Here is a 25,744-nt window from a genome sequence, read left to right as displayed (position 1 = left end):
GGTTTGTTTTAGTTTGATCTGCCGCTCAACCACCAGGCGAGCACTAACACCCCAAACAACAAGCGATAGACCACAAAGATCCAAGTGCTGTGGCTTTGAAGGTATTTGAGCAACCAATCAATCGCCAACCATGACACGAACGCCGCAGAAACGATTCCAACAAGCAGCGGCAAAACTCCTCCTAAGGAGAGCTCAGCAAAGGCATCTTTGAGTTCAACCAGACCGGCCAGAGTGATCGCCGGGATACCAAGTAGAAAACAAAAGCGAGCAGCATCTTGACGCTGCCAGCCATCAAATAGCGAGGCCGTCAGAGTGCTACCTGAGCGCGACACACCCGGAATTAAGGCCAGCGCCTGAGCTAAGCCCACTACAAAGCCATCACGCCCCTTGACTAGATGCATTTGCTTCAGCCGCGGGCCGAAGCTCTCAGCCAATGCCAGCAGCAAAGCCATCACAATCGAAACCACTGCGATTGAAGGCAGACTGCGAATTGAAGAGGCCTCGTAACCAGGCCAGAAAAGCTTGATCGCCATACCCGCCAACAGAATCGGCATCGTCCCAATAGCAATCGCAAGACCGAGACGGGCGTTCGGTTCACGCCACTGACCATGCTTAAACGCTAAAGCGATGCCCTTAAGGACCTCAGCAAGATCCCTCTTGAAATAAGCGATCACCGCCAAGATGCTGCCTAGTTGGATCACGGCTGTCGCAGAGACGCCGGGGTCACCCCAACCAACCAGCATGGGAACGACCTTCAAATGAGCTGTGCTGCTAATCGGCAAAAACTCCGTAAGGCCTTGCACCACTCCCAGCACCAAGTTCCTCCAACAGGCGGCCAGCAGTTCAGAGGTCGCAGCCAGGAGAATCATCAACGAAAACAGGGGACCCATGGAGGCTATTGCCCCCATGGATCCAATGCCAAAGCAGCGTAATTCCAGAGAGTCTTATAAGGTTCAATGTCTTGACTGCATAGTGAGGGGGTGCTTTGTCCAGCGGCTTAATCAAAAAAAAACAGCCCGACAGCAGCACATTTGTACGGAATCAACCCCTGAGCAATCCTGTCGAATCGCAAACATCTGAAAAAGATTTCGACGCCAATTTTTCAGACCTTCAGCAATTGCAACTTTGGGCAGGTGCCCTAGTCGTGCTGCCTGTTTTTGTGCAGGCCCCCTGGGTACGCCTGAATCCATTATCAGCCTGCTTATTCACGCTGTTCCTGCTCGCTCTTGGCATTCCCCTTGCCCTCATCGGCCAACGGGGATGGGCGGTGGCTGGCGAACTTTTGGTCGGGGTTAGCGGCAGCTGGCTCGCGGGATGCCTCTACTGGGGATGGCTGAGAACACAGCCCTTGTGGCACTTACCCGTTGAATCTGTAGTGCTGCCTATTGCCCTGTTGGGGCTTTCAAGCCGCTGGAGATTGAGTTCAAGTTTCTATTTGGCCTCCCTGCTTGGAACAGCTTGCACTGATCTGATGATGGTCATGACCGGCGTCATGAATCAATGGCCTGTTGTGGTGATGGCTCCACTACAGCAAGCACCAAGATTGCTTCACGAAACTGCTCAGCAGCTTCTTCATCCCCTACCCCTTATCGCTCTGGTCTGTGCAGCAACGCTGATCGTGCTGCTGGCGCAAGCTATGCAGCAAAAAACCCGTCTGGCTTCAGAATTTCGCAACACATGGGCTGTAGCCAGTGCAGTACTAGTGACAACGGTAATAATCGATGGACTTTTCCTGATTGCAGCCCTAATCAACCCAGGGTTGAGCGGCTTGATCTGAAACGAACTGCAAAAGCTGATCACAGTCCTGGGTTAAGTTCCTGTTCAAACTTGTAAAGTTGGTAGACCGGCATAGCCGGAAGACCTGTTCCGATCCACTGCGGAGTATTTGATGAAGCGGCTGTTGTCCTTGCTTACTGGGGTTCTGGTGATGACAGGCCTGCTAATGGCCCTGATATTTCCCCAGTCCGCCTACGCCAATGTCTCTGACGACAAACTCGGAGATAGAGGCGAAAAGGTGGACCTAAACAACTCATCAGTACGAGCCTTTAGACAGTTCCCCGGCATGTTCCCAACCATCGCTGGAAAAATTGTTGTAGGCGGTCCTTATGCCAGCGTGAGTGATGCCTCATCAGTTCTTGATGCCTCACAAAAATCTGTTTTCGACAAGTACAAAGACAACTTCACTGTCACAGACCAAGAAATTGCTGTGAATGAAGGTTTCGATCGGATCAACGACGGTCAATACAGATAAACGATTCCTCACTCAAAAATCAGCTCAACCGCAAGCCGTCGGTTCACCCGGCGGCTTTTTTGTAGGTTTCATGAGTATCTCTAACCCATCCACGCCCATTCCTAACGGTCCCTGGGATGTCGTGGTGATCGGCGCAGGGGCAGCAGGGCTGATGACCTGCCTTGAGCTGCCTGCTCAGCTGAAGGTGCTTTTGCTGAACCGCAACACCAGCCGCCACTCCTCCAGCCGCTGGGCTCAAGGTGGCATCGCCGCAGTAACAAGACCTAAAGACAGCGCCGAGAGCCATGCAGAAGACACTCTCAAAGCAGGCGCAGGACTCTGTGATGCTGATGCTGTCAGACAACTTGTAGAAGAAGCTCCCCACTGCGTTCAACGTCTCCAGAAGCTTGGGATGGCCTTTGACCGCGAAGGTGATGCGCTAGCCACCACCTTGGAGGCAGCCCATAGCCATCGAAGAGTGCTGCATGTGCAGGACCAAACTGGCCGCGCCTTGGTTGAAGCACTGCAAGAGCAAGTGGAACGGCGCCCCAACCTCTTGCACCGGCGAGGGGTACGCGCCACCCAGCTTTGGATTGAGCACAATCGCTGCTACGGGGTACAAGTGCTCGACGGAACGCTGCTCCATTGGCTTTCGGCCAGAGCGGTAGTCCTGGCAACTGGTGGCGGTGGTCATTTGTTCGCAAACACCACCAATCCGGCTCAGGCCTGCGGAGAAGGCTTAGCCCTTGCCTGGCAAGCAGGCGCCACGATCGAGGATCTTGAATTCGTGCAGTTTCATCCCACAGCTCTGAAACTGGAAGGAGCTCCATGCTTTCTGATTTCAGAAGCAGTCAGAGGCGAAGGTGCCGTACTGGTTGATGGCCAAGGGCAAAGTCCTGTAAAGGAATTGAGCGCTGGTGATCTTGCTCCCCGCGACCAAGTAAGCCGGTCCCTCATCCAAACCATGCATCACCAAGGGGTCCAGCATCTTGGCCTAGATCTCACACCCATCCCTTCAGGGCAGGCCGAGGTCCGTTTCCCAACCATCCTGGAACGCTGTCGGGAATTAGGTTTAGATCCACTCAACCAACCGATCCCGGTAGCCCCAGCAGCTCACTACTGGATGGGAGGAATCGCCACCAACCTTCAAGCCGCAACCAATCTTCCAGGGCTCTATGCGATTGGGGAAGTGGCCTGCACCGGAGTGCATGGAGCCAACCGACTCGCTGGCAACTCGCTGATGGAATGCATGGTATTTGCCAGACAAATGGCCACAATCGACCTGGGCTCTTTGCCTCGTCTGGGTGTTCATCAAAGAGATTCTTCCCCCGAGCCTTGCTGCCAGCAACTCCATGGCACTGCAACTGCCGAGTCTCTAACTCGCGCCATCGCAGATCTGCGAGAACTTTGCTGGCGAACGGCCGGTGTAGATCGCTCTGCCAAGGGAATGAAACAAAGCCTCGCGAGCATCCGTAAGGATCTACAGCACATTGGTGAACAGCCTTTGCTCAAGCTGGTAAGCCATCAGCCTCAAGACATTTGCCATCACCTCGATGACACAGCCAGAAGGGACCTCAACTTGCTTCTGGACCTCAACCATCGCCAGTTGACCAGCTCCTTAATGCTGGAAGCCTGTTTGTTCCGCCGCGAAAGTCGCGGCGGACATTTCAGAACTGATGCCCCTGCAGAAATGCCTCAATGGCAACGCCACTCACGGCAAAAGCGAGGAGAAGACCTCTCCACACGGCCAGTGAGGTCCTAACTGGGCTGCTTCAGAACTGCCTCGCGCCCTGATAGCCACTCAGATCAGCCAGCTTATTGAGCGGTTTCACTCCGGATTCGAGCTCCCCGTTAATTTCCCAGGTAGGGAAAGCATCAATCCCTTTGCGTTCACAAAGATCTCTTTGACTGTTCTGACCATCTAACGCACACTCAACGACCTGCAGTTGCGCGGCGCCCTCTTCACCAAACATCTCCTTCTGCTCGTGGCAATGAGGACACCAATAAGCGCTATAGAACACTGCACCAGTCTCTTTGAGATGTTCAGCCAAAGCCAGCGCAGATGGAGTACTCGTCGTCTTCACAACTGGAGGGACACCTGCCCCCCCTACACCAACGCCAGGACGGCTCGGATCAACAACCGAAGACCAAATCAAACCTCCGAGCAACACTGCCAAGGCAAGCAGAACACCCCGAAAAACCACCTTTCCAGGATCATCCCAACCGCCTCCAATTAACGACAAGACCAACAGGCAGATTGATAGGGCAGCAGAAAGAACGCAGAAGAAACAAAACGCATCGATCTTGAACACCATCAACCCGATCAAAATCAGGCTGAACACAGCCATACCGCAAGAGATGGCAAACAACCCCCACCATGTGCGGCGGGACAGGTCTGCTCGGTTCTCTGAAAGCCCTGGCAGCAAGGGCAGCACAGCCATCACCAAAATGACGAAATAGGCCAAAAAGCCCAGCAATGAAAGTGGAATCGATACGCCATCTCCCTGAAACAGCGTTCCCCAGGCGCTGTTGAGAACTTTGTCGCAACCTTCATTCCCCCCAGGACAAGAGAGAGATCCAATCCATCCCCAGCGATGCAGAGTGATTGACCCTGTATCGATCAACCCAACGGTGGCAAGCACCGCCATCGCAATCCGAGGCCACTTCAACCCCTGATCCTGACGGCGGCGGCTGGTGAGGCGAGACGAACCCATTTCGGCTACACAGATCTAAGAATTGTGGCAGCTCTGGAAGAAGCCAGCCTCTCTTTAGGGTGGCGCCTAGCGGGAACTGCCTAGGCAGCCCAGAAATCAACCCTTTCAATGACCAAGCCTGCGTTGCGATCCGACATACCAATGAAGCCCACAGTCCACAAACAAGAAAAACCATCGGTGGCCTTTGCCCATTTGGGCTGTGAGAAAAATCGCGTTGACACCGAACACATGCTGGGACTGCTTACAGAAGCGGGCTATAGCGTCAGCAGCGATGAAAACGATGCCGCCGTCGTGGTGGTCAACACCTGCAGCTTCATCCAGGACGCGCGGGAGGAATCGGTGCGGACGTTGATTGGTCTAGCAGAACAGGGCAAGGAACTGATCATCGCCGGATGCCTTGCCCAGCATTTTCAAGAGGAACTGCTCGAGTCAATCCCGGAGGCAAAAGCAATCGTCGGCACCGGTGACTATCAGCACATCGTCGATGTGCTGAAGCGAGTAGAAGCGGGTGAACGGGTGAACCATGTCAGCGAATTCCCCACGTTTGTGGGCGATGAGACTCTCCCCCGGCAGCGCACCACTGACCAGGCTGTGGCTTATCTGAAAGTTGCTGAGGGATGTGATTACCGCTGTGCCTTCTGCATCATCCCAAAGCTGCGTGGCGACCAGCGCAGCCGACCGGTGGAGTCGATTGTGACAGAGGCGCACCAACTGGCTGAGCAGGGGGTGCAGGAACTAATCCTGATCAGCCAAATCACCACCAACTATGGCCTTGACCTCTATGGCAAGCCCAAATTTGCAGAGCTGCTACAGGCGCTGGGGGAGGTAGACATCCCCTGGGTGAGGGTGCATTACGCCTACCCCACTGGCCTCACTCCAGAGGTGCTGGCGGCCTATCGGGAGGTGCCAAATGTGCTTCGCTATCTCGACCTTCCACTGCAACACAGCCATCCAGAGGTGCTACGGGCTATGAACCGTCCCTGGCAAACGGATGTGAACGAACGGCTCTTGGATCGGATTCGTGAGCAGCTACCAGACGCAGTCCTGCGTACCACGCTCATCGTCGGCTTCCCAGGGGAAACTGAAGATCACTTCAATCACCTCGCCGCCTTCATCGAACGGCAGCGTTTTGATCACGTTGGCGTGTTCACCTTTTCTCCAGAAGATGGAACCGCCGCAGCCGATCTACCTGACAGGGTAGACCCGTCAATCGCCGCAGCCCGCAAGGATCGATTGATGGCGCTTCAGCAACCCATCTCAGCGGAAAGGAACCAAAGATGGGTTGGACGCACCATCGATGTGCTGATCGAGCAGCACAACCCCGAAACCGGAGCGATGATTGGCCGCTGCGATCGTTTCGCTCCGGAGGTCGATGGCGAGGTGTTGGTACTGCCTAGTGAGAAAGGTCTGCAGGCCAGTCCAGGAACGATGGTTCCTGTCTTCATTACCGGCTCTGATGTCTATGACCTCACCGGCCAGCTGGTAGACACCAACGCCATGGCGGTCACAGCCCAGACGTCTCAGTGAGTCCATTCCCCTGTTTGCGAGCCCATCAACGCAACATCTTTCTGACAGCCTCTGGCATCAGTACTGCAGGCTCGTTCGCTGGAATGACTGCAAAAGGCTGGATCCTCATGGACGGCACCAACAGTCCAATGTTGCTTGCCGCCCACTTCGCCGCCCTTTCCCTGCCAACTCTGCTGGTCAGTGGAGCAGCAGGTACCTGCACAGACCGATTCGGCTGTGAACGGGTTCTAGTGCAAGCCCAGTGGGGCCTTTTAGCAGCTGCGTTACTGGGAGCACTGGCCATTCCTCTGATGACAGGAACCGCGCTCGTGACAATGCTATTAACCAGCACGTTGCTTGTCGGGATCGCGAGTGCTTACGAACTCACTGCCCGCAATAAATACTGCGCCCTATTGATAGACGAGCCCAATCAACTGGCCCCCTATCTCTCTAGTTTTGCGGTTGTGTTCAACGTAGGCAAACTCCTTGGGCCTCCCATAGGAGGATGGTTACTGGTCATCACAGGACCTGCGGCTGCTCTCAGCATTGATGCCGCAAGTTACTTACTACCGATCGCCAGTCTCCTCTGGTTACTCGATCCAAACCGAAGCCAAGAACAACGCAGCGTTCCGGGTAAGCAATCAACAATGCTCTATGCATGGCACAACAGCAGCTCTTCGCTTCGACATGTGCTGGGCTTCACCGCAACACTCTGCTTGGTAGGTTTTTTCCACCCTGGTCTAGCCCCTCTAATCGCCGACCAGGTATTGGGTTCAGATCCAAGAGATCTTGGCGTGTTCACCAGCGTGCTTGCAGCAGGGAGCATTGCTGGGGGGGTGGTCCTACAACGCAATAGCCAACAATTCTGTAGACGCCCATTTCTCACGCTGAGTGGGTTCGCTCTCATCACTGCCATCGCCCAATTGGGAATGGCTCAAACTGAAAACACGCCACTAGCATTCAGCCTCACAATGACCCTGCTGATTGGAGCTGGTACTGCAGGCCTATTGAGCAGCTGCAACATGATCACCCAAGTGGGGTCCCCTCAGGTCTTGCGTGGGCGCATGGCAGGGCTAAGTCAAATCGCCTTCCTTGGGGGAGGAGGGCTAAGTGGCCTTCTTGCCGCTCAGATGGTGATTTCAACGGGCATATCCACGACCTTCGCCACCGCAGGTGGAATCGGACTTGGCCTAGCCCTCTGGGGGTTCTGGCAAAAAGGCAGAACCGTACTAGAGGAGGTCAGATCAGCTTGATGCCTTTAAGAACCTTGGTTAGTGCGAATGCCGCCACCAGGCCAACTGCGACGAACACCAAATAAAAAACGACGCCCATGTGCAACAAATCAGGTGAACACCATTAGATCAGAAATCGGGCCGGCACTTCCTCAAAGCGCCTAAGGTTTCAGCAATTCCCTATCCAACACTCGGAGAGGTTTCAGCCCCGAGTCGACCTTCCACATCTCTTCTCTGTCGCATAGATCTGCATGCGCACTCTCTTTATCTACCCTAAGTTCCCCAAAACATTCTGGAGCTACGAGAAGATCCTCGAGCTGGTGAACCGCAAGGTGCTGCTTCCACCTCTCGGACTAGTCACCGTGGCAGCCCTGCTGCCTCAAGAATGGGAAATGAAGCTCGTTGATCGCAACGTCCGAGAACTCAGCGAAGCCGAGTGGCAATGGGCCGAGCTTGTTGTGATCTCGGGGATGATCGTTCAAAAAGACGACATGCAGCGGCAAATCGCTGAGGCCAAAAGACGTGGGCTAACGGTTGCTGTTGGAGGTCCATTCGCCAGCTCTACGCCAGAAGCTCCCGAAATCGATCTAGCAGATTTCAAGGTACTGGATGAAGGAGAGATCACCCTGCCAATGTTTGTAGAGGCCATTCAACGCGGTGACACCAGCGGCCGATTCAGTGCTGAAGGGGACAAGCCGGATGTGACCTCAACTCCCATCCCTCGCTTCGACCTTCTCGAGCTGGATGCGTACGACTCCATGTCCGTTCAGTTTTCAAGGGGTTGTCCATTCAATTGCGAGTTCTGCGACATCATCGTGCTATATGGGCGCAAACCACGTACGAAAACACCAGAGCAATTAATTGCCGAGCTTCAGTCGATTTACGACTTGGGCTGGCGACGCTCGATCTTTCTTGTGGATGACAACTTCATCGGCAATAAACGCAATGCCAAGTTGTTGCTACCAGCCATTCGACAATGGCAGGAAGAAAAAGGCTATCCCTTTAGTTTCGCTACTGAAGCTTCTGTAGATCTCGCCGATGACGATGAGATGATGCGAATGATGCACGAAGCGCGTTTCGAAAGTGTTTTCTTGGGGATTGAAACACCTGATGAGGCCAGTCTAGAAACAGCTAGAAAGATTCAAAACACACGCCATCCTCTCGATGAAGCTGTCGACAAAATCACCGCAAATGGGATCCGAGTGATGGCAGGCTTCATCATCGGATTTGATGGTGAAAAAGATGGGGCAGGAGCTCGGATTGTTGATTTCGTAACCCGCACTGGCATCCCCGCCGCAATGATGGGAATGCTCCAGGCCTTGCCAAACACAGCCCTATGGAATCGATTAGAGAAAGAGGGTCGCCTGATTGAGGACAAGGATGCTGCCAAAGGAGTCAATCAAACCAATCTGCTGAACTTCCAGCCCACCAGACCCATCCGAGATATCGCCAACGAATACGTCGAGGCCTTCTGTGCTCTTTATGAGCCCAACGCCTATATGGATCGCGTCTACTCCTACTACCTAAAAATGGGAGCTCCTCGTTGGCAAGGAACGGCAACATTACCCAGCTGGATCGATCTTCGCGCTCTAGCCATTGTCGTCTGGAGACAAGGCATCAAACGCAACACCCGCAGCCGTTTCTGGCGCTACATGCTGGGCATGGCACGAAACAATCCAGCCATGCTTGAACAGTTCTTAGTTGTATTGGCCCACAACGAACATTTCATGGAATACCGATCCGTTGTGCAGCGAGAGATTCGCGAACAACTTGAATCACTTCCACCAGAGGAGCCCTGCCCAAAAAAAACTTTGCAACCTGTCTGAATTGAACCTCAAAGCTCAATCTTGAACATATGGCGTCCCGCTGAGAAGACAGCTCTCAGCGCGCTGAAGTTCCCTGCCCAGATAAAGAGCATGGTCAAGCTTGCTCAAGGGATATGGCCCCTGCCCTTCTGTGAGCTGAATCCCTAGCTGTTTGGCAGTTCTTCCCCTGTAGACAGTTGCAGGGGATCGTATGCCTCCCCGACAAGCAAGAACCTCACCAGTCACAGGATCGGTAGCTCGGCCCAGTTCATCAACATCGTTCAGATAATGCTCCACGACCAGTTCTGCAGCTGAAGCATCCACCTGAATCAAGAAATAGCCACTTGGATCAAGCGCAATAAAACGCTGCGAAAGCTGATCATCTATGGAACTGAGGGCATCAGACATCACAGGGAGGTCAATGGTTCTCTGGACTATTTCTTAAGCCTACAAATCAGAGCCTTGGATTACAAGCTAGAAGCATGGAATCTGCTCCTGACAATCCTTAAGTAGCTAAAGGTAACAATCAATCCACGCTCCTCTTCACCATTGGCCTCCTCATGCGCAAATCGAAATGCAAGCCTTCGAAGATCAGTTAAAATTTCACCGCATAGGTTCATTACTTAACAGCTCCGAAGCAGAGGGAAACTCATCAGGGTCTTAACTTTGTCGGCAAGCTCAAGATCATAATCTTGAAAAATGCAAAAAAAGACATCATCACTCTTCCCAAAATGCAGCACTAGCTATATTTGCGTGAGCATAAAGGCAAACAAACAATCATAAGCCTGGAAGCCCAGGTTTACAGCTTGGATATCTGTTTGCAGTTCGCTCAATAACCCATGCATACATATCAGCTCCATGCTCTTTTTCGATTTCTTCTGTAATAACCGAAATACTTGTCTTCGTATTCTCAAGACTAAGATGCCCCCATCCAAACCAGGAGCAAGTTGCATCTATCCAACCAATATCTCGTCCTAGATTAATCATCTCAGTATCTCTCCTGATCTCAGTTGAGTTTTCTTTATTCTCTTCGACTCGAAGCTCAGGCCTAGCATCCACAGGCAGAGCAATAAGAATCAGTTGCAACAACAGCAGCGAACGTATCATCGAATAGAAGGCCATCGTAGGCGCTCTAAGTATTCTAGCCTAACAACATCTGTGTTAATCGATTAACAAAAATTGGGCTCAAGCAATCTCAATGATGGCTGGGCCAGATGAATGGAGCATGAGTGAAAGTTATTCCACAATTAACTGAGGGGCAGGCTCAACCCGAAACGGCAAATCAGCATTCGCCGACTCAATCTCCTCGAGCATTAGAGGGTTGACCTTCCTCAGCCAGCCACGGATCAAAGCATCCATACGCGGTTCATACCAACGATGCAAGCTGGCATGGGGCTTCGCCACAAAGCCCCTACGGCGCTTGTGTTGACCGCCTGCGCCAGGATCAAAATTCTCTAAACCATTTTCCAACGCCCAGGCAATCGGCGCGTAATAACAAACCTCGAAATGAAGGCAATCGATCTCCTCCTTGCTACCCCAATAACGCCCCCACAACATTTGTCCATCCTGTATACAAAGAGACATCGCTACAGGCTCTCTAGGACTCACACGATGGGCACTAAACAACACCACCTGATCTCTGAGCGACGAATCTGCCAAGGCCTCAAAAAACGCTTCAGAGAGATACTTGCTTCCCCAAGGTCCCCAACGAGCGCAATGCTGCTCATAAAAGCCATGCATGCACCTCAACAGCTGCACATCAAGTTCTACTCCTGTCAACGCTGAAACAGTGAGCCCCGCCTGCTGGACAGCCTTGCGTTCACGCTTGATATTGCGTCGCTGATTGGCATTGAAGCTATTGAGATAGGCAGAGAAATCAGACTGCCCATCTGCCGACCAAAGGCTCTGCTGGTTCAACCAAGTGGCACAGCCCGCAGCTTCCGCCAAAGGCCGCCAATGCGGATCAACATAAAGAAAGTTACAGCTGAGAATCTGGTTGCGACGCGCAAAAGCATCGATGGTTTCCAGCATCAAAACTGTCAACTCTGCCTCGTTCTCCCCTGGCGCCACATAGAAGCGATAGCCCTGCACAGGGCTCACAGGACTCATCCCCAGCAGTTTTGGGTAATACCCCAAACCAAGATCACCTGCCAGGCGAGCAAAGGCCTGATCAAAAACAAATTCGCCATAGCTATGCCCCTTGAGATAAAGAGGGGCAACCGCTACAGGCATGTCGTCTCGCCACAGGGCTAAGTGCAGTGGCTGCCAACCATGTTTGGCGGAAATACTGCTTGAGTCTTCAAGAGCAGCAAGCCACCGCCAGCGAAAGAAAGGAATCGCCTGCTCACCAACCAGGCTTTCCCAGTGATGCAATGGGATCTCGTGAATGGAGCGGTGCCAGCGGGCTGAGAGGTTGGCGATTTGAAGCGCGCCTTAGGCACAGACTCAAAAGACCATAACCAGCGGCCGCAAACAGATGAAGCATGTGGCTTCGGCGTTCTTAACCATTAATGATCGACTCTGTGCCTCCAAAGTTTTTGTTCATAAGACAGAGCAACATGACTACTGCTGTTGTTGCACTGAAATCCACGCTAAAGACATCCCATCGGGAGGATTAAAGCCATTGCAGTAATAAGAGGAAGAACAAGAAGTGAGGGTGTGACATCACCCATCAAGGCAGAGAAACAACCTGGAGCCTGCCCAATAGCTGACAAGATAGGCCGTATGGCATAACCCAGAAATCTAAGCCAGGGTTGATACAAGAGGTGTTTAAAGTATGTGTTATCACAAACAATGCCAAACCGACTCTTCAATAAGACTAAACCGAGAATGAGTTGCCTGACGACATGATTCATCTAATCCTTCCCGCTAAGCTTTTCGCATTGGTTTGAATCATGAGGATAGCTTGACCAATTCTCATGCAATTACTAACTCTGCAAAGGGAAAAAGAATTTATCGACCAGCCGAAGGCTCATAAGCATTGAAGCTACCCAAAACTAAAAGTAGGCATGGGAAAGCCCTGCCGAAGCAAGGCTAAGCATGGATCATGCTCACTCAGAAAAAAGGTGTTGTTGCCTGCTGAACTCCTATGAACATGGGCATTTGATGGGCTAAAACATCAATTTCTTCAATCTTATTGCTAACCAGTTGCTCTGGAACTAGGGGATCAATAAACCAACGGCCACGACTCATTGGGCCTTCTGCTTCAGGTGTAATTTTATTTCCATTTTCATCATCATTATCATCATCACTGGAATTTGAACTTCCCTTGCTAGGGGTATAATATTCGCCATTGTCATCTGCTTTTTTTGCGGCATTATATTCTTCCTCGCTAGTTTCTTCTCCATTATGAGTGTAATAAGTTTCAAAACCATCTCCTTCCCACTTTGACCAACTATCGCCCATCTGAGTCTCACCCGAAAAAGGACCATCCCAAGTCGTGCCGTGATTGCCTTCCCAACCAGCGCCAGCCGAACTCATGGCCATATCTCTAATCTCATTGATCATATTGACCATATCTTTTGCATCAAAAAGCATGTCCTGATTAAATCCAGTCAACAAATCAAGATCATTGATTGGTGATTCAAGATTCTCTAATGGCAAAAGATCAATCATATCAAGTTGATCAAGTCGAACGTTAATGTCATCAGTGTTAAAGGCAGGCCCAACAAACAAACCATCGCTCACTTGATCAATTTGCTGCTCAAGTGATGGCTGATTTTGTTCAAATGCGTTTACGAGTGGCTCCTGGGCGCGGATATCTAAAGGGGCAACTTCAACTTTTGGCAAAATGTCCTGACTCTCAATCCTTGCAGAGTCTAAAAAAGCATTGTTAGACTCATGACGAGTGGCGCGAGTGGTTGCCTGGTTCGCAAGTTTCATTTGAATAATAGTAAAAATGGATAAGCAAAGAGGACAGCCTTGAACTCCTTACCTCCAAATCATGCCCTGCATAAAGGCTCCTAAAAGTGATCTCGGGCAAACCAATCAGTGACTTTGATCACAGGTCTTCAATTAGAAGCAATAGATCGTGAAGAGCCTTAAACTCTAATCAGCTTCATCAAAAATCACGCCAAACTTAAAGCTATATGGTTTGATTCAAATCACAGGCTTTAGTGATCTTCGCTGAAGTGATCAAAAAACAGAGAAAACCAAAAAAGCAGACTCGGCATTCTTCATTCAGACGAAAAAATGCATCTCAAATCATCAATGCAATCAAGGCCAATCAATGCTTTAGTCTTATGCCAATCTTCCTTATGTTTGCGAAAATTTCACGGCTGTTGCACATGCACCTCTGTCTCAGTGACTTCATTAGCCTGCTCCCACCAGCAGACGCCACTGCGGATAAACATCAAGAAAGTTACAGCTGAGAATCTGTTTGCGACGCGCACAAGCATCGATGATCTTCAGTATCAAAACTTTCAACTCTGCCTCGTCCTCCCCTGGCGCCACCTAGAAGCGATAGCCCTGCATAGAGCTCACAGGACTCATCCCCAGCAGTTTGGGGTCATACCCCAAAACAAGATCACCTACTAAACGAACAAAGGGCTGATCAAAAACAAATGCGCCATAGCGCTGCCCCTTGAGATCAAGAGGGGCCACCGCGAGCCAGCTGCACTGAATTAAATAGGCCGGTCCGCTCGGGAACCTTCAACGCGCTTGCGCTCGTAACGCAGTAGTAATTCATTGTTAGTTAAGGGCTCAACGGTTTGCAAATGCCAAGCCTCAGCGTCGCCAAGATCATCTGGCAAATCACCGCCCTGAAAGGGAACCCATGCATGCATGCCACCAAGCAATTTTGGTGTGAGGGTGAGTTGCAACTCATCGACAACATCAGCCTGCAATAGCGATGCGGCCAGCTGAGCTCCACCCAACAAAACAAGTCTAAACAGCCCAAGCTCAGCCAATCGATTGAGTGCCTGAGGCCAATCTTGCTCAAACAACACCTGACGCTCGTAACCAACAGGAAGCAAAGGATCTTTCGATCCCTTTGCTTTAGCTAAATGAGGGCTCAACAGCCAACGCTCAAGCGGCTGTTGAAAGAAAGGCAACTCTGCTGCATACCACTGCTGACGACTCACAACCACCGCTGTGGGCTGCGCACTATGCCCCGCAGACTTGCGCTGGTTCAGCAAGTCCTGATCATGAATCAGACAAGTACTGCGATGGGCACGCAACGTTCCGGCACCGAGCAAGGCCCCATCAGCCCAAGCCAAAGCCTCTTCTAAAACCCGTCGATCACCAACTCCACCCAATTGGGCCGGCCCACCAATCGCAGGTGCCAGCCGGCCATCCAAGCTGATCGCTAGGACAAGACGAAGCCAAAACTGCTTTTGCAAATGCTTGGCTAGTGAGCCGCCATAGCATGCAATACCTCAGGGATGGCTTCAAGCCTTGGGGTTTCCGCATAGACCTCAGCTGCATTATTAGGGCTTTCCTGCAAGCGCACCTTGTGGAGATGGGCTCCGATCGCTCGGATCGGTTTCGCTAAACAATCAGAAATGTACAAGGCAATATTCTCTGCCGTTGGTACACAGTTAGCGAAATGAGGAATGTCTTTATTTAAGAAGGTGTGGTCAAAAGGTTCCACAACAATGTCATTCACAAGGCTTTGCAAAGCACCTAGATCACAGACCATGCCTGTTCGAGAATCAATTTCTCCGCGCACGGTGACATCCACAAAATAATTATGACCATGCCCATGAGGCCGCGCGCATTTGCCATAAATACGTTCGTTTTCCTCCTGACTCAGTTCGACCCTGGCAAGCCGATGGGCAGCCGCAAAATGAGTACGGATCGTTAAATAGGCGTCCATGGCATCTCCGTGATAATCAGCCCAGAGGTTTTCTTGTTCGTAAAGCCGAATGGCCACGATTGGCAGATGAGGCATTAAACGAGTCCAGATGATTCTTAGCAGAGCCTCCGTGGTTGGCAGGCAGCCCTCTGGCCTGGAAAGATCAAATTCCGGCCAAACATCGTTAAGGAAGCGAAAGTCAAGCTGATCAGTTACCTCAGAGCGGATGGCATGCTTCACCTCAGAGAGGTTCAACACCATGCCATCGACATTAAGCCCGCCAGCCATGGCGACGATCAGCTCATAATTGTGTCCATGCCCAGCAGGCAAAGCACAGAGTCCAAAACGAGCTGCATTGTCATCGCTTGACAGTTCCGGTAAGTAATAGCGATGGCTAGCACTGAAAGTAGCTTTGCGAGTGATCACACAGCCGCGGCCATGACCATGGCGTTCCAAATCGGGGACGTCAGTCATCGCTCTCTCTGCCTAGAAGTCATCCTAGAGATCTATAGACATTTGCGAACCAATGAACGAAAGCCCAGCCCCTCACCCCCTCAAGCAAAGGCTTGGTGGTCGCAACCTCTATTTGGTGGGAATGATGGCCAGTGGCAAGAGCAGCACAGGCAGGCCTCTAGCCGAACAACTCAGCTATGGGTTTGTTGATACAGATGCCGTCATCGAACAACTTGCTGGCCAACCAATCCCGAAGATCTTTAGCGAAGAAGGAGAAGCAGGGTTTCGAACAATGGAGTCTCAAGTACTCAATGCCATTGGCCAACGCCATTCACTTGTTGTTGCTACTGGCGGAGGGATAGTGAGTAAGCCAGAAAACTGGGGGGTCTTGCATCAGGGCATCGTGATCTGGCTAAACCCTGGGCGAGAAGAGCTACTCAGACGCTTAAATGCCGACAGCGGCAATAGGCCTTTACTGCAAACAGAAGATCCAGAAGCAGCCTTCGACTGTTTATTTGCCGAGCGCCTACCGCTTTATTGCGAAGCAGACTTGCATGTGGAAGTGGGAGCAGAGGAACCAGACGGGATTGCGCTAAAGATTATTGAGTTCCTGCCCCAGTTATTATCGCCACCTCCACAAATGAATGGTTAAAGCAACTATTTTGACAATACTGAAAGAATAGAATATTTAAGTACGGAGGGTTGGTCTGATAGCTAATCCCAATCAAAACAGACGATCCATCCTCAACTTGACAGTAAACTAAAATCCCAAAGGAATTAAAGACAGTAGTTACCAAGCATCTTAGAAGGATTCATTGTGCTAACACACATTAATCACATAACAATGTAGACATTGCTGTCTTTTCTAGTTGTCAAAAAACTACCACAAAAACAAGCAAGAACGACAACTGGAAGGACATCCCTATCGGAGATCTAATCAATACAAATAGAAAAAACAATGAAATCCAATCAAACAGAATCGGACAGAGCGAAAGACTCAAGCATTGCAGTCAGAAAGAATCATCAAGTAGATAGACATCTCAATATAGATTGAGAATTCTGCTTGAGTTAGCCTCAGGCGCATCAGGGTGAAAATCAACTTCCTTTCTCAAGCTAAATACGCAAGGTGCAATACATACAACCAAACTAAAGGGCGTCTACAATGCAACCAGGAGAAGGAATGAGAAAATCGACCTAACAGATTCGATAAACCACTACTAGTGGCTGATTAGAGGTTATGGCACATCAAGATGTGATAGATAACAAATAGCGTTTTCTAAATGATAAGAATCGGCCAGAAGCAATGCGCTCTCCAAATAGAGGCAACACTGCGACAAATTGAGCCGGTGGCTTGAAACATAGACTGCATTGCAGAGACGAGTATCTGTTACAGGAACAAGCCAAGAAGGCCGCCAAAAGCTTTATCCGATTCTGAACAAATTACATTCAGGCAAGAAAGTAGCAACCTGGAAGACAGTGAATCAGCATCCAGGCCGATGCCGGTAGGGTGCGGCCCTGAGGCCCGCCTCCGACAAGGCAGGCATGTAAGTATATATACCTAGAGGCCTGCCTGCATGGGCTGGGTCTCCAAGAAAGCAACTTGGCGCCAATTAGAGCCAAGCTAAGCAAAATAAAACAGATGTCGACAAGAAATTATATTAGCGTACTGAGCACTGACAATATTTTGAACAAGTAGGTAAAATAAATCAGCAATAATAGAATAAATATCGGCACAAGATCTCATTAAATGATCGCAATAGATTTACAATCTGGTTGATTTCTAGAGCTATTAACTATAGTGAATACAATTTATGATTGCAATGTCATCTGGAGTTGATTCGGAGGCATCATATATGCGCATATTGGAAAAAGGATGGACACTCTTCAAAAGTTATTGGAATCAGTATTAGAATAAAAGCATCCTTTATTAAAGATGTTTGCGTATTATAGATAATATAGGGTGCAAATGATCTGCAAAAAGAGAATTAAATATTCAATTATTAGCTCAAGGCTCTTACTTCTCTTCTAAATTTATCCTAGATAACTTTGATAAAAAATAAAAGCAATCCAGATCTTATAGAGAGATATTCAAACCCAGACAACAGATAAGAACCCTAGAACTCTGCATTAATTACAGTTTATACTACATTTACATCAATTTTAATAAGGATATAAGCATTAAAGCATAATTAAAGTTTTTTGCTGGGCATATAGACAATATATCCAGGACTAAACACATTTACCTAAAGGAATCCCAAAAAGCACTATCTATTGGGATTGCAATGCTCGATCAAGAAATATTTCTACAGCAAAAGGAAGGCAAAGTACTGAGAATAAGAACTATTAGAATAATGTCTAGTAATATTTTATCAAGAAGAAGACCAATAAACTGGATTTCCACCTAAAAAAGGCCTTTAGATGAAATAAATAAGCAGGAATAGAATATGATGACAATAAATAACATTTGTAATGGAAATCAAAATGAGTTTCACATTGAAAATCGATTACTAGAAGTAGTTAAATATAAATAAGATAAGATCTATAGCAGCAGTGGTCTAAATATGAATAGCATGTGGCAAAAGAGATGGGCTTGTCTATGTTGACTTTATTCTAAGATAGCAATATAGCGTGATAGATCAATTATGAAGCACTACTGGGAATCTTAATTGGCAAGGCTAAAGACATACTTTAATAAATTAAACCAAGGCAAGCAAATCGAGGAAGTCTCAAATGTCTCGTCAGGCAAATCAACTCTGGGGGTGGACAAATGATGACCTGGCAAAGTAGTTCAAAAATACTCCATTTGAACGACTCGTTCAAATGCGCTAGGGTGTGGATAGCGGAGTGCCTTAATGACTGATTCAGCGATCGATTTCAAAGCCATCTCGCCAGATAGGCACAGTGCAGGGTCAGAGTCAATCGTACTTCCTGAGGCAATTACGGAAGGGTTGAATGACGTCCAGGTAGGTATCATGAGAGATACGGTTCATGCTGTCAATGTCAATTCAAGGATTGCAGCAGAACTAGTTCGAAGCACTGCTGCTGAGCTCTATCGGCTTAAATGTGTTCTTAAGAAGCAACAACAATGGACAAGGTTCAGAGAATCTGGAGTCATTCCAATGACTGCAGGCCAGATTAGAGACCTAACTTCGGCATGGGAGTCATGGCTCAAGAATACAGATGTGACCGACCAAGAGCTGGTTGGCACTAGCATGCGAACGCTAGCAGCAATTGGGAAAGCTGATCCTGGAACTCGAAGAGATGCCCTAGGTAAAATGAAACGAGGCGAAAAGGTTACAGAGAAAGAGGTCAGCGATAAAGCCATTGAGGAGTTGGTTGAAGGCAATAAGGAGTGGGAAATAACCACATCAATGAAAAGGGCAGACCTAATGAAAGTATGTACAGCTCTAAGAGATGAGAATAAAAAGCTAAAAGCTAAGATTAACGAATTGCAAGACGTTACAATTTAAGAAAAACATGATGCCAAATACTCCTACGATTCAAGCTGCTCTTCACGAGCTAAACAAACAGATGAACGATCATTGCTTAAAGGATATTATAATAAATGGAAACATTGGACTATTGAGAAATGACAATCCAATGGAATATACAGAGAAGGAATGGAATGCAATCATGGACTATCTGAAGGAAAATATCAATATTGAGATTATCGCTCGGGTCAATTAGCAGGAGGCGAATTTAATAATTTTAGGTTATTAGATATATTGCAAGACATTTGATTAATAATGTAGAAATTTATACTTTTAAAGCGTAGAACGGTAACTTTTCTAAAACAGCGCAACCGAATAAGAAATATGGAGGGCACAATGATGAACTCCATGCCAGTATCTGGATATATTTGAAATAATAAATCAAATTAGAAAGCTAATATTAGTCAAATAGTCATTTTTGGTGAAATATATTATTTCATTCTATTTCTCATCTTGGGTAGTCGTTGACGAAATCTCTACTAGATGTTGCATTAGCGAGAATTTATAGTGTTTATATAGCTAAATTCATAGGTGATCTATTATAGTTATTTGAAACATAAGATTAGTATTCAATGAACAACATCTGCGAAGATTAAAATAGATATATTGATTTTATTGATATTAATATGGATAATTATGTTTGAATAAGCAAGTATTGAATATTTTAATGTCTAAAATAATCAATATACAAGAGCTAGGGCCTGGTAGGATTTGAGTATTTTCACAATGCTTTATATATTCGAGCATCATGTTGATAGTTTCAACAATAGTGTGAGCTATATATTATATTTAATGTAATTTTTTGCCTTTATTCCAATAGAATCTACAAATAAAAATTCATTATAGATGAAATAATAGAAATATAGTCATCTAGATTATGAAAAGATATTGGATCTCTCGAAATTTCTCCTGGCTAATGGTGCTATCCTAAATATCTATGAGGCCTGACAACTAAGGCTATAATTCTTAAAAAGTCTAGAGATCATGCTACCACTTCCTATCTTTTTTGATCTTCCCCCTATATATTTTCAATATCTATTGGCAGCCTCAGTTATAGCCTTAGGGATACTAGTTTCGAGTATATTATATGTGAAGACTAAAGATCGGTTATGAGCAGCAATCTGCAAAGAGATAATTCTTTCATAATTAGGTTTTATTATGGATACATATAAAAAACATATATTAATTTGCAAAATAAGTTAGTTGAAAAGTGAATTAGTTTACTTCACTGAAACTATTTATACAGATATCAAAGATTTAGCCCATCTCTATATGTTTCGTATGAGTTTATGGGTAAGAATCGTATTAAGTAAGATTATTAATCAATATTGAGTACTCTCTGCTTTTCATAAAGCTTGAAAAATATATATTCCACTAATATAGTATACAGGATGGAGCATTAATCTGTATTGGTTTTGATAGTAATAATCATTCAATATCATGAAATACATGAACAATCATTTCGATTAAAAGCTTGCCATCGACATTATATCCGAATAAATCGATATGATAAATTTAAAAGTGATGATGTATGAACCAATCTCTATCGGAATAACTCAACCCCTTCGTTCTCATCAACTAAATTCTAACTTTAACAACTAATGGCCTTAACAAAGGATGGTGTTCTATCAAGTTGCCTGATACCTACCAACTGTGTGCTTATCGAATGGAAGTTTGATAATGTAATGAAATCATACGACAAGCTTATTCGCATTGCCGAATCCCTGCCAAGGGTAAGAGTAGTAGAAAGAACAGAAAATTATTGGCATGGTATTGTACGAAGCCTAATTTTTAGGTTTCCAGATGATCTTGAGATCCTAAAAATACCAAATAAAGGAATTATTCAAGTCAGATCTGCTTCTAGACTAGGACTTGGAGATCTAGGTGTTAATAGAAACAGAATTGAAAATCTTTACTCGCAATTATAAATGTATAAAGCCCTGAACTACAACTCAAATTGCCCCTTACACAAAACATCCTAGATCATAACAGCTATATATAATTATCTTAAACATATAGCAGGTCATCTATAGCAGTTGTCACATGCTAATGCTATTATTAGGCTCTAATAATAGCATTACAGGAAGAATCTAACATCTTCTATTTATCGATAAGAAAAATCATTTATGCCAAGCAGATCATTAAACTTAGGTCTAAAGATTCACTAGAGTCTCGTTCTAAATTTACCAATTTCCATGAGCATTTCTTTTCTTACAATAATTCATCGATAATCCTGAACCAGAGCGTTGTGCATCTTTAAGTGATTTCTATCTCTCCTGGCATTAAGACAAAGTCCATTCTCGTATAGCATCTTTTCGATCTTGACTTGACAACTCCTTACACATTTCATCTGAAGACTGCTCAATCTCTGAGTTAGGTTCTTCTGGATTAGGCTTGGTGTAATCCAACTTTTTATAGCCTATTAAGCTATAAAAATTCTGGTCAAGGATTATCTCTTGTCAACTTAAATATTGGCAGCAAAGGCATTATCGGGCGTAAGTAAAATGTAATCAATATACAAATCACTTTCTACATATATTTCTTAAAGTACTCTTCAAGATGCCCAAGCAAACATCCTGATTAGCAGCTCATAAAAAGGAATTTCTAATTCTAAAATATAGTTAAAAGCTAAAATAATGAATAACTTGAAGATTTAATCATTATTCAAGGCATTTTGAATAGCATTTCAGAGATATTTCTTTTTTACTTTAGCTTGCCAGTGAATCCTTCACCCACTCAGTATATGCTATGCGCAGATCATCTGTCGTAATTGAAAAACCAGCTGCCTTAGCGATATAAACTAGGTCAGAATTTTCTTTCTTAACTTGATCTTGCAGAGTTTTATCTTGTTTGACTTTAGTCAAAAATTCCTTTAGTTGCTCATAGGACATTGAATCTGTGCAGGTTTCAATAAACTAGCAGCTCGGCAAGTATGAAGATAAATTCTTAATTAATCAAGATGGTCAGAGAATATGTATTCAAAAACCTAGATTTAGCGAGCATATTTTTATTCCAAAGGTTTAGTACCTTTGTTCCAGTCATAAGCCTTCTCTTGCTATTTCCTTGCTCTTTTTTAAATCCTTCAATCTCATGCCCATGGCTACAGCTTGTTGCTTTGAAGAAAATGCTGACTCTATCAAAATTTGCAATTTAGATCGATTCTCACCAGTTTCTGAAAGTAAGCCTGTCAAAATTCAAATAATTATACTCAATTAGGAATCAGATACTATATAGTTACTGACTTATTCTATTAATTGCAAGATTTCAAGAGCTATTTTTTCTATAGACGACAGATTTATAGTTTCTCTAATCATAGTCTGGCTATTTTTGCTATAAAGTTTTAAATAATAGAAGTAACCATTCAAATCCTTTTGGCATGAGTAGATTGTTCTATTGAATGGTATGCAACCCTTGACTAAGACATAGAATAGATAAGAACAAGCATGCCTACGATGTTCTCAGATTTTTTTAGTCAGACAAATCTTATGACGATGGCTTGCAATGCACTTCTAACGCTCATCATAGGATTTATGATCATCACAGGTCAGCAAAAAGCACACTAGCTATTAAAAACAAAATTTAAAGCTAGGTTGATGATCAGTTTACTCGACTGAACTGATCAAATAAATGCACGCATGGATAGATATCTTAATTATTAACTTGAGAGGTGATCGATAATCTCAGCTACAAGCGGAATGATGGCCAATTTTATAAAAAACTTGCTGAAAAATAACGTGTCCCATTTGAGCCCGATCTAGTTATACGAAGATAAATTATTGCTCTTGAATAACTGCACACCTCAAGATCTCGAATAATAAAGCTAAAACGCTCAGCTTGTAGGCATACGGTTGCCATAGATCATCATTGGCGCATTGTATGTCTCAATCACTAGCAAACTTATTAAGATTTACACTTTTATCCTAAAAGCCAAACCCTAAATTAGTTGTTGAAGGAGAATTTTTAGAAATAAGTGATGGCTTTACTGATTCAGGAAAGCATAAAACTGCTTGTGACCCTGCCAAGCAACCGATCAAAAAGATGCTAAAAACCTGTAAAAGCTTCATAGCTTAAGGATTGAGCTTCCCAATAATAAGCAATATCCAATGCCTTGCCAATATCATCATGCAAAAATGTCTAAATCCAATTATTACTAGGATTTGATACCCGAATCTATCCCTTTAGATTGCCCTAAACTACATATGATTAATCTCAAACTTGATCGTGAATCAGATTAATATCCCATGTTTCTAATTATCTCAGCTCTCACTGTGACTAGATCTCTTATCTTCGGTATTTTTCTAGCAATTAATATTGATTAGAGCTAATTATATACCAGCTCTGACAAAGTTCTAGCCCTTTGATTAAAAAAATTAAAGAGCTTTAAGCCTTCAGTAGATGTCCTAGAGCACTGATGAGTGATTGATTTGATAAAAGCATAATCCAAACAATCAATTCGCTAGCCCAGGCAACAGCCCTGGCGCAAATATTAGGTATAAATACTTGCCGATAGGGCTATCTTGCTGCCATGCTCTAGGCATCGGCGCCCCTCTTCTAGGGTTTTGCGCAAGACATTTCGTGGCTGAGGCAATAGCGATTCAAGCTACTTACTGAGAGGTAGTAGGTCATCAGCAGTCAATTAAGCATCTTCAAATTAAAAAATCAGGCGCGACAAGGGCGCATAGCGCTTCGCCAACATTGAGAACGTTCACAACAGTTAGTGAATGAATTGGCAACGAAAAGATAAGTCTCACATTGATTCCTGCAGCGGGAATCAATACGCCAGATGTGTTGACCAAAAATTCTCAACGACGGTAAAATTACTGGGCTATAGTTGTTTGCAAGAGGCAAATCTAAAGGCCCAATCATGCAAGATGTATAGCACCCAGCGAGAAGCGAGCAGGTCTTAAAGCAGATCGCTATTGCCTTTTTAAGGTTGCCAATAAGAATAACTTTAACGCGCAAATAGCGCGCCATCTATTTATGCTTGCCTATAAAATCTAAACCTTATAACGGCGAATAGTCTAGGATTCTAATTATTTTTTTCATTGCATCATGACCAAATATATTCTCTATGTAAATATCACATAAGAGTCAAGCAAGTGATGATTTAATTGTTTCACACTTCTAAGCTGACAACTTAGCTTTCCCTTTACTTTTTAGAGATTTTTCGAGACCTTCGAGATCCTCATCCGTAATTTTGGTCTGCATTGGGCAATGCTTTGGACCACACATTGAACAAAACTCAGCTTGCTTGTAAATGTCAGCTGGCAAAGTTTCATCGTGATACTGCTTGGCTCGCTCTGGATCAAGTGAAAGCTCAAACTGTTTGTTCCAATCAAAGTTGTACCTTGCTCGGCTTAATTCATCATCGCGATCTCGAGCACCCGGACGGTGACGAGCGATGTCAGCGGCATGTGCTGCAATTTTGTAGGCAATCAAGCCCTCACGAACATCCTCAGGGTTTGGCAGACCCAAATGCTCCTTCGGGGTCACATAACAAAGCATCGCTGTTCCATACCAGCCTGCCATCGCCGCACCGATGGCACTCGTGATGTGGTCATAACCCGGTGCGATGTCTGTCACCAAAGGGCCAAGCACATAAAAGGGTGCCTCATTGCACTCTTCCATCTGCTTGCGCACATTGAATTCGATCTGATCCATTGGTACATGACCAGGACCCTCGACCATCACCTGCACGTCATGTGCCCAAGCTCTCTTAGTCAATTCTCCAAGGGTCTTCAACTCGGCAAGTTGAGCTGCATCAGAAGCATCGTGCTGACAACCAGGGCGGAGAGAATCACCAAGTGAAAAACTGCAGTCGTAGCGCTTAAAGATCTCGCAGATGTCGTCAAAGCGGGTGAAAAGAGGGTTCTGTCTGTGGTGATAAAGCATCCACTGAGCAAGAATTCCACCCCCGCGACTGACGATGCCTGTCAGGCGTCCCTTCACCAGCGGAAGGTGCTCAATCAACAAACCGGCGTGAATGGTTTGATAGTCGACGCCCTGCTGGCAATGCTTCTCAATGATGTGTAGAAAGTCATCTTCGTCGAGCTGCTCAATCGAGCCATGCACGCTTTCCAACGCCTGATAGACAGGCACAGTGCCGATCGGCACGGGTGAAGCATTAATGATCGCCGTACGCACCTCATCAAGATTGACCCCTCCAGTGGACAGATCCATCACGGTGTCTGCGCCATATTTAACTGCCAGCTCGAGCTTCTTGAGCTCTTCAGCTACATCACTGGCGTTAGGTGAAGCGCCAATGTTTGCATTCACCTTGCAGCTGGAGGCGATACCAATCGCCATCGGCTCTAAATTTTCATGATTGATGTTGGCAGGAATAATCATCCTGCCCCGAGCCACCTCCTCCATGACAAGCGATTCAGGCAAGTTTTCACGCTTGGCCACGTAGTCCATTTCTTGAGTGACAACACCCTGTCGAGCGAAATGCAATTGCGAGACATTGGCCTGACCCTTACGGGCAGCCACCCAAGAGGCGCGCATGATCAAAAGGCGAAA

22 protein-coding genes are annotated in these 25,744 nt (G+C 46.5%); 9 read left to right on the top strand and 13 right to left on the bottom strand.

Annotation, left to right across the window (positions count from 1 at the left end):
- Window positions 1–8 precede the first annotated feature (8 nt).
- The gene (locus AKG35_RS00900; protein ID WP_157859763.1) at window positions 9–890 is read right to left on the bottom strand and encodes an undecaprenyl-diphosphate phosphatase; all 882 of its coding nucleotides are present in this window, start codon (window positions 888–890) and stop codon (window positions 9–11) included.
- A gap of 95 nt (window positions 891–985) precedes the next feature.
- Here AKG35_RS00900 and AKG35_RS00895 point away from each other — a divergent pair, with 95 nt between their 5' ends.
- From AKG35_RS00895 to nadB, 3 genes are all read left to right on the top strand, one after another.
- Entirely contained in the window at window positions 986–1,777 is a 792-nt protein-coding gene (locus tag AKG35_RS00895; protein ID WP_011129558.1) for a DUF3120 domain-containing protein, read from the top strand.
- A 111-nt stretch (window positions 1,778–1,888) separates the two neighbouring features.
- On the top strand, window positions 1,889–2,251 hold the full coding sequence (gene psbU / locus AKG35_RS00890) for a photosystem II complex extrinsic protein PsbU (protein WP_011129557.1): 363 nt from the start codon (window positions 1,889–1,891) through the stop codon (window positions 2,249–2,251).
- 70 nt (window positions 2,252–2,321) lie between these two features.
- Window positions 2,322–3,992: an L-aspartate oxidase gene (gene nadB, locus AKG35_RS00885; RefSeq protein ID WP_011129556.1), complete on the top strand. Its 1,671-nt coding sequence runs from the start codon at window positions 2,322–2,324 to the stop codon at window positions 3,990–3,992.
- 10 nt (window positions 3,993–4,002) lie between these two features.
- Here the strand turns inward: nadB and AKG35_RS00880 are convergent, their stop codons facing one another.
- Window positions 4,003–4,944, bottom strand: a complete 942-nt coding sequence (locus tag AKG35_RS00880) for a vitamin K epoxide reductase family protein (RefSeq protein WP_011129555.1) — start codon at window positions 4,942–4,944, stop codon at window positions 4,003–4,005.
- A gap of 108 nt (window positions 4,945–5,052) precedes the next feature.
- Between AKG35_RS00880 and rimO the strand changes: the two genes are divergently transcribed.
- Both rimO and AKG35_RS00870 read left to right on the top strand, forming a co-directional pair.
- The gene (gene rimO, locus AKG35_RS00875) at window positions 5,053–6,471 is read left to right on the top strand and encodes a 30S ribosomal protein S12 methylthiotransferase RimO (RefSeq protein ID WP_011129554.1); all 1,419 of its coding nucleotides are present in this window, start codon (window positions 5,053–5,055) and stop codon (window positions 6,469–6,471) included.
- Window positions 6,468–7,703, top strand: coding sequence for an MFS transporter (locus AKG35_RS00870; protein WP_011129553.1), 1,236 nt, complete (start codon window positions 6,468–6,470; stop codon window positions 7,701–7,703). The genes rimO and AKG35_RS00870 overlap by 4 nt, the downstream gene beginning before the upstream one ends.
- On the opposite strand, the gene AKG35_RS00865 is transcribed toward AKG35_RS00870, so the two are convergent.
- Window positions 7,690–7,782 carry a cytochrome b6-f complex subunit PetL gene (locus AKG35_RS00865; protein ID WP_041384239.1) on the bottom strand — a complete coding sequence of 31 codons (93 nt, stop codon included), beginning with the start codon at window positions 7,780–7,782 and terminating at the stop codon, window positions 7,690–7,692. The two genes, AKG35_RS00870 and AKG35_RS00865, sit on opposite strands and share 14 nt — an antisense overlap.
- Window positions 7,783–7,933: 151 nt before the next feature.
- Here AKG35_RS00865 and AKG35_RS00860 point away from each other — a divergent pair, with 151 nt between their 5' ends.
- Complete coding sequence (locus tag AKG35_RS00860) at window positions 7,934–9,508, top strand: B12-binding domain-containing radical SAM protein (RefSeq protein ID WP_011129551.1); 1,575 nt, start codon at window positions 7,934–7,936, stop codon at window positions 9,506–9,508.
- A 15-nt stretch (window positions 9,509–9,523) separates the two neighbouring features.
- On the opposite strand, the gene AKG35_RS00855 is transcribed toward AKG35_RS00860, so the two are convergent.
- The 8 genes from AKG35_RS00855 to AKG35_RS00825 all read right to left on the bottom strand — a co-directional run bounded on the left by AKG35_RS00855 (window position 9,524) and on the right by AKG35_RS00825 (window position 15,755).
- Complete coding sequence (locus AKG35_RS00855) at window positions 9,524–9,895, bottom strand: DUF4346 domain-containing protein (protein ID WP_041384238.1); 372 nt, start codon at window positions 9,893–9,895, stop codon at window positions 9,524–9,526.
- Window positions 9,896–10,264: 369 nt separating this feature from the next.
- Window positions 10,265–10,609, bottom strand: coding sequence for a hypothetical protein (locus AKG35_RS00850; RefSeq protein ID WP_011129549.1), 345 nt, complete (start codon window positions 10,607–10,609; stop codon window positions 10,265–10,267).
- Window positions 10,610–10,723: 114 nt separating this feature from the next.
- The gene (locus AKG35_RS00845) at window positions 10,724–11,860 is read right to left on the bottom strand and encodes a GNAT family N-acetyltransferase (RefSeq protein WP_011129548.1); all 1,137 of its coding nucleotides are present in this window, start codon (window positions 11,858–11,860) and stop codon (window positions 10,724–10,726) included.
- 681 nt (window positions 11,861–12,541) lie between these two features.
- Complete coding sequence (locus AKG35_RS00835; RefSeq protein WP_011129546.1) at window positions 12,542–13,369, bottom strand: hypothetical protein; 828 nt, start codon at window positions 13,367–13,369, stop codon at window positions 12,542–12,544.
- Window positions 13,370–13,798: 429 nt separating this feature from the next.
- Window positions 13,799–13,939, bottom strand: a complete 141-nt coding sequence (locus tag AKG35_RS13730) for a hypothetical protein (protein WP_419177148.1) — start codon at window positions 13,937–13,939, stop codon at window positions 13,799–13,801.
- Window positions 13,940–14,089 (bottom strand): peptidogalycan biosysnthesis protein, encoded by a 150-nt coding sequence (locus AKG35_RS13725; RefSeq protein ID WP_011129544.1) that lies wholly within the window; start codon window positions 14,087–14,089, stop codon window positions 13,940–13,942. It abuts the gene before it with no gap.
- Between the two features lie 20 nt (window positions 14,090–14,109).
- A complete protein-coding gene (locus AKG35_RS00830; protein ID WP_011129543.1) occupies window positions 14,110–14,826 on the bottom strand; it encodes a RibD family protein in 717 nt (238 codons plus the stop codon).
- Window positions 14,827–14,834: 8 nt separating this feature from the next.
- Window positions 14,835–15,755: a 6-carboxytetrahydropterin synthase gene (locus AKG35_RS00825; protein ID WP_011129542.1), complete on the bottom strand. Its 921-nt coding sequence runs from the start codon at window positions 15,753–15,755 to the stop codon at window positions 14,835–14,837.
- Window positions 15,756–15,807: 52 nt separating this feature from the next.
- On the opposite strand from AKG35_RS00825, the gene AKG35_RS00820 reads away from it, so the two are divergent.
- From AKG35_RS00820 to AKG35_RS12160, 3 genes are all read left to right on the top strand, one after another.
- Window positions 15,808–16,386 (top strand): shikimate kinase, encoded by a 579-nt coding sequence (locus AKG35_RS00820; protein ID WP_011129541.1) that lies wholly within the window; start codon window positions 15,808–15,810, stop codon window positions 16,384–16,386.
- 2,200 nt (window positions 16,387–18,586) lie between these two features.
- Window positions 18,587–19,204, top strand: a complete 618-nt coding sequence (locus tag AKG35_RS00815; protein WP_011129540.1) for a hypothetical protein — start codon at window positions 18,587–18,589, stop codon at window positions 19,202–19,204.
- Between the two features lie 1,622 nt (window positions 19,205–20,826).
- Complete coding sequence (locus AKG35_RS12160; protein ID WP_011129539.1) at window positions 20,827–21,153, top strand: DUF1499 domain-containing protein; 327 nt, start codon at window positions 20,827–20,829, stop codon at window positions 21,151–21,153.
- 780 nt (window positions 21,154–21,933) lie between these two features.
- Here the strand turns inward: AKG35_RS12160 and AKG35_RS00805 are convergent.
- Both AKG35_RS00805 and thiC read right to left on the bottom strand, forming a co-directional pair.
- Window positions 21,934–22,116 (bottom strand): Nif11-like leader peptide family RiPP precursor, encoded by a 183-nt coding sequence (locus AKG35_RS00805; RefSeq protein ID WP_041384236.1) that lies wholly within the window; start codon window positions 22,114–22,116, stop codon window positions 21,934–21,936.
- 2,233 nt (window positions 22,117–24,349) lie between these two features.
- On the bottom strand, window positions 24,350–25,729 hold the full coding sequence (thiC, locus tag AKG35_RS00800; protein WP_011129538.1) for a phosphomethylpyrimidine synthase ThiC: 1,380 nt from the start codon (window positions 25,727–25,729) through the stop codon (window positions 24,350–24,352).
- Window positions 25,730–25,744: the final 15 nt, after the last annotated feature.

The sequence above is a fragment of the Prochlorococcus marinus str. MIT 9313 genome, assembly GCF_000011485.1.
GTDB classification, from domain to species: Bacteria; Cyanobacteriota; Cyanobacteriia; order PCC-6307; family Cyanobiaceae; genus Prochlorococcus; species Prochlorococcus marinus_D.
This window is presented reverse-complemented; position numbering and strand designations above follow the sequence as displayed.

What these genes read in the sequence shown, in the direction of transcription:
- AKG35_RS00900 (WP_157859763.1), bottom strand. Translation starts at nt 890, where the DNA reads ATGGGTCCCCTGTTTTCGTTGATGATTCTCCTGGCTGCGACCTCTGAA.
- psbU (WP_011129557.1), top strand. Translation starts at nt 1,889, where the DNA reads ATGAAGCGGCTGTTGTCCTTGCTTACTGGGGTTCTGGTGATGACAGGC.
- nadB (WP_011129556.1), top strand. Translation starts at nt 2,322, where the DNA reads ATGAGTATCTCTAACCCATCCACGCCCATTCCTAACGGTCCCTGGGAT.
- AKG35_RS00880 (WP_011129555.1), bottom strand. Translation starts at nt 4,944, where the DNA reads ATGGGTTCGTCTCGCCTCACCAGCCGCCGCCGTCAGGATCAGGGGTTG.
- rimO (WP_011129554.1), top strand. Translation starts at nt 5,053, where the DNA reads ATGACCAAGCCTGCGTTGCGATCCGACATACCAATGAAGCCCACAGTC.
- AKG35_RS00865 (WP_041384239.1), bottom strand. Translation starts at nt 7,782, where the DNA reads ATGGGCGTCGTTTTTTATTTGGTGTTCGTCGCAGTTGGCCTGGTGGCG.
- AKG35_RS00860 (WP_011129551.1), top strand. Translation starts at nt 7,934, where the DNA reads ATGCGCACTCTCTTTATCTACCCTAAGTTCCCCAAAACATTCTGGAGC.
- AKG35_RS00855 (WP_041384238.1), bottom strand. Translation starts at nt 9,895, where the DNA reads ATGTCTGATGCCCTCAGTTCCATAGATGATCAGCTTTCGCAGCGTTTT.
- AKG35_RS00850 (WP_011129549.1), bottom strand. Translation starts at nt 10,609, where the DNA reads ATGGCCTTCTATTCGATGATACGTTCGCTGCTGTTGTTGCAACTGATT.
- AKG35_RS00835 (WP_011129546.1), bottom strand. Translation starts at nt 13,369, where the DNA reads ATGAAACTTGCGAACCAGGCAACCACTCGCGCCACTCGTCATGAGTCT.
- AKG35_RS00825 (WP_011129542.1), bottom strand. Translation starts at nt 15,755, where the DNA reads ATGACTGACGTCCCCGATTTGGAACGCCATGGTCATGGCCGCGGCTGT.
- AKG35_RS00820 (WP_011129541.1), top strand. Translation starts at nt 15,808, where the DNA reads ATGAACGAAAGCCCAGCCCCTCACCCCCTCAAGCAAAGGCTTGGTGGT.
- AKG35_RS00815 (WP_011129540.1), top strand. Translation starts at nt 18,587, where the DNA reads ATGACTGATTCAGCGATCGATTTCAAAGCCATCTCGCCAGATAGGCAC.
- AKG35_RS12160 (WP_011129539.1), top strand. Translation starts at nt 20,827, where the DNA reads ATGGCCTTAACAAAGGATGGTGTTCTATCAAGTTGCCTGATACCTACC.
- AKG35_RS00805 (WP_041384236.1), bottom strand. Translation starts at nt 22,116, where the DNA reads ATGTCCTATGAGCAACTAAAGGAATTTTTGACTAAAGTCAAACAAGAT.
- thiC (WP_011129538.1), bottom strand. Translation starts at nt 25,729, where the DNA reads ATGCGCGCCTCTTGGGTGGCTGCCCGTAAGGGTCAGGCCAATGTCTCG.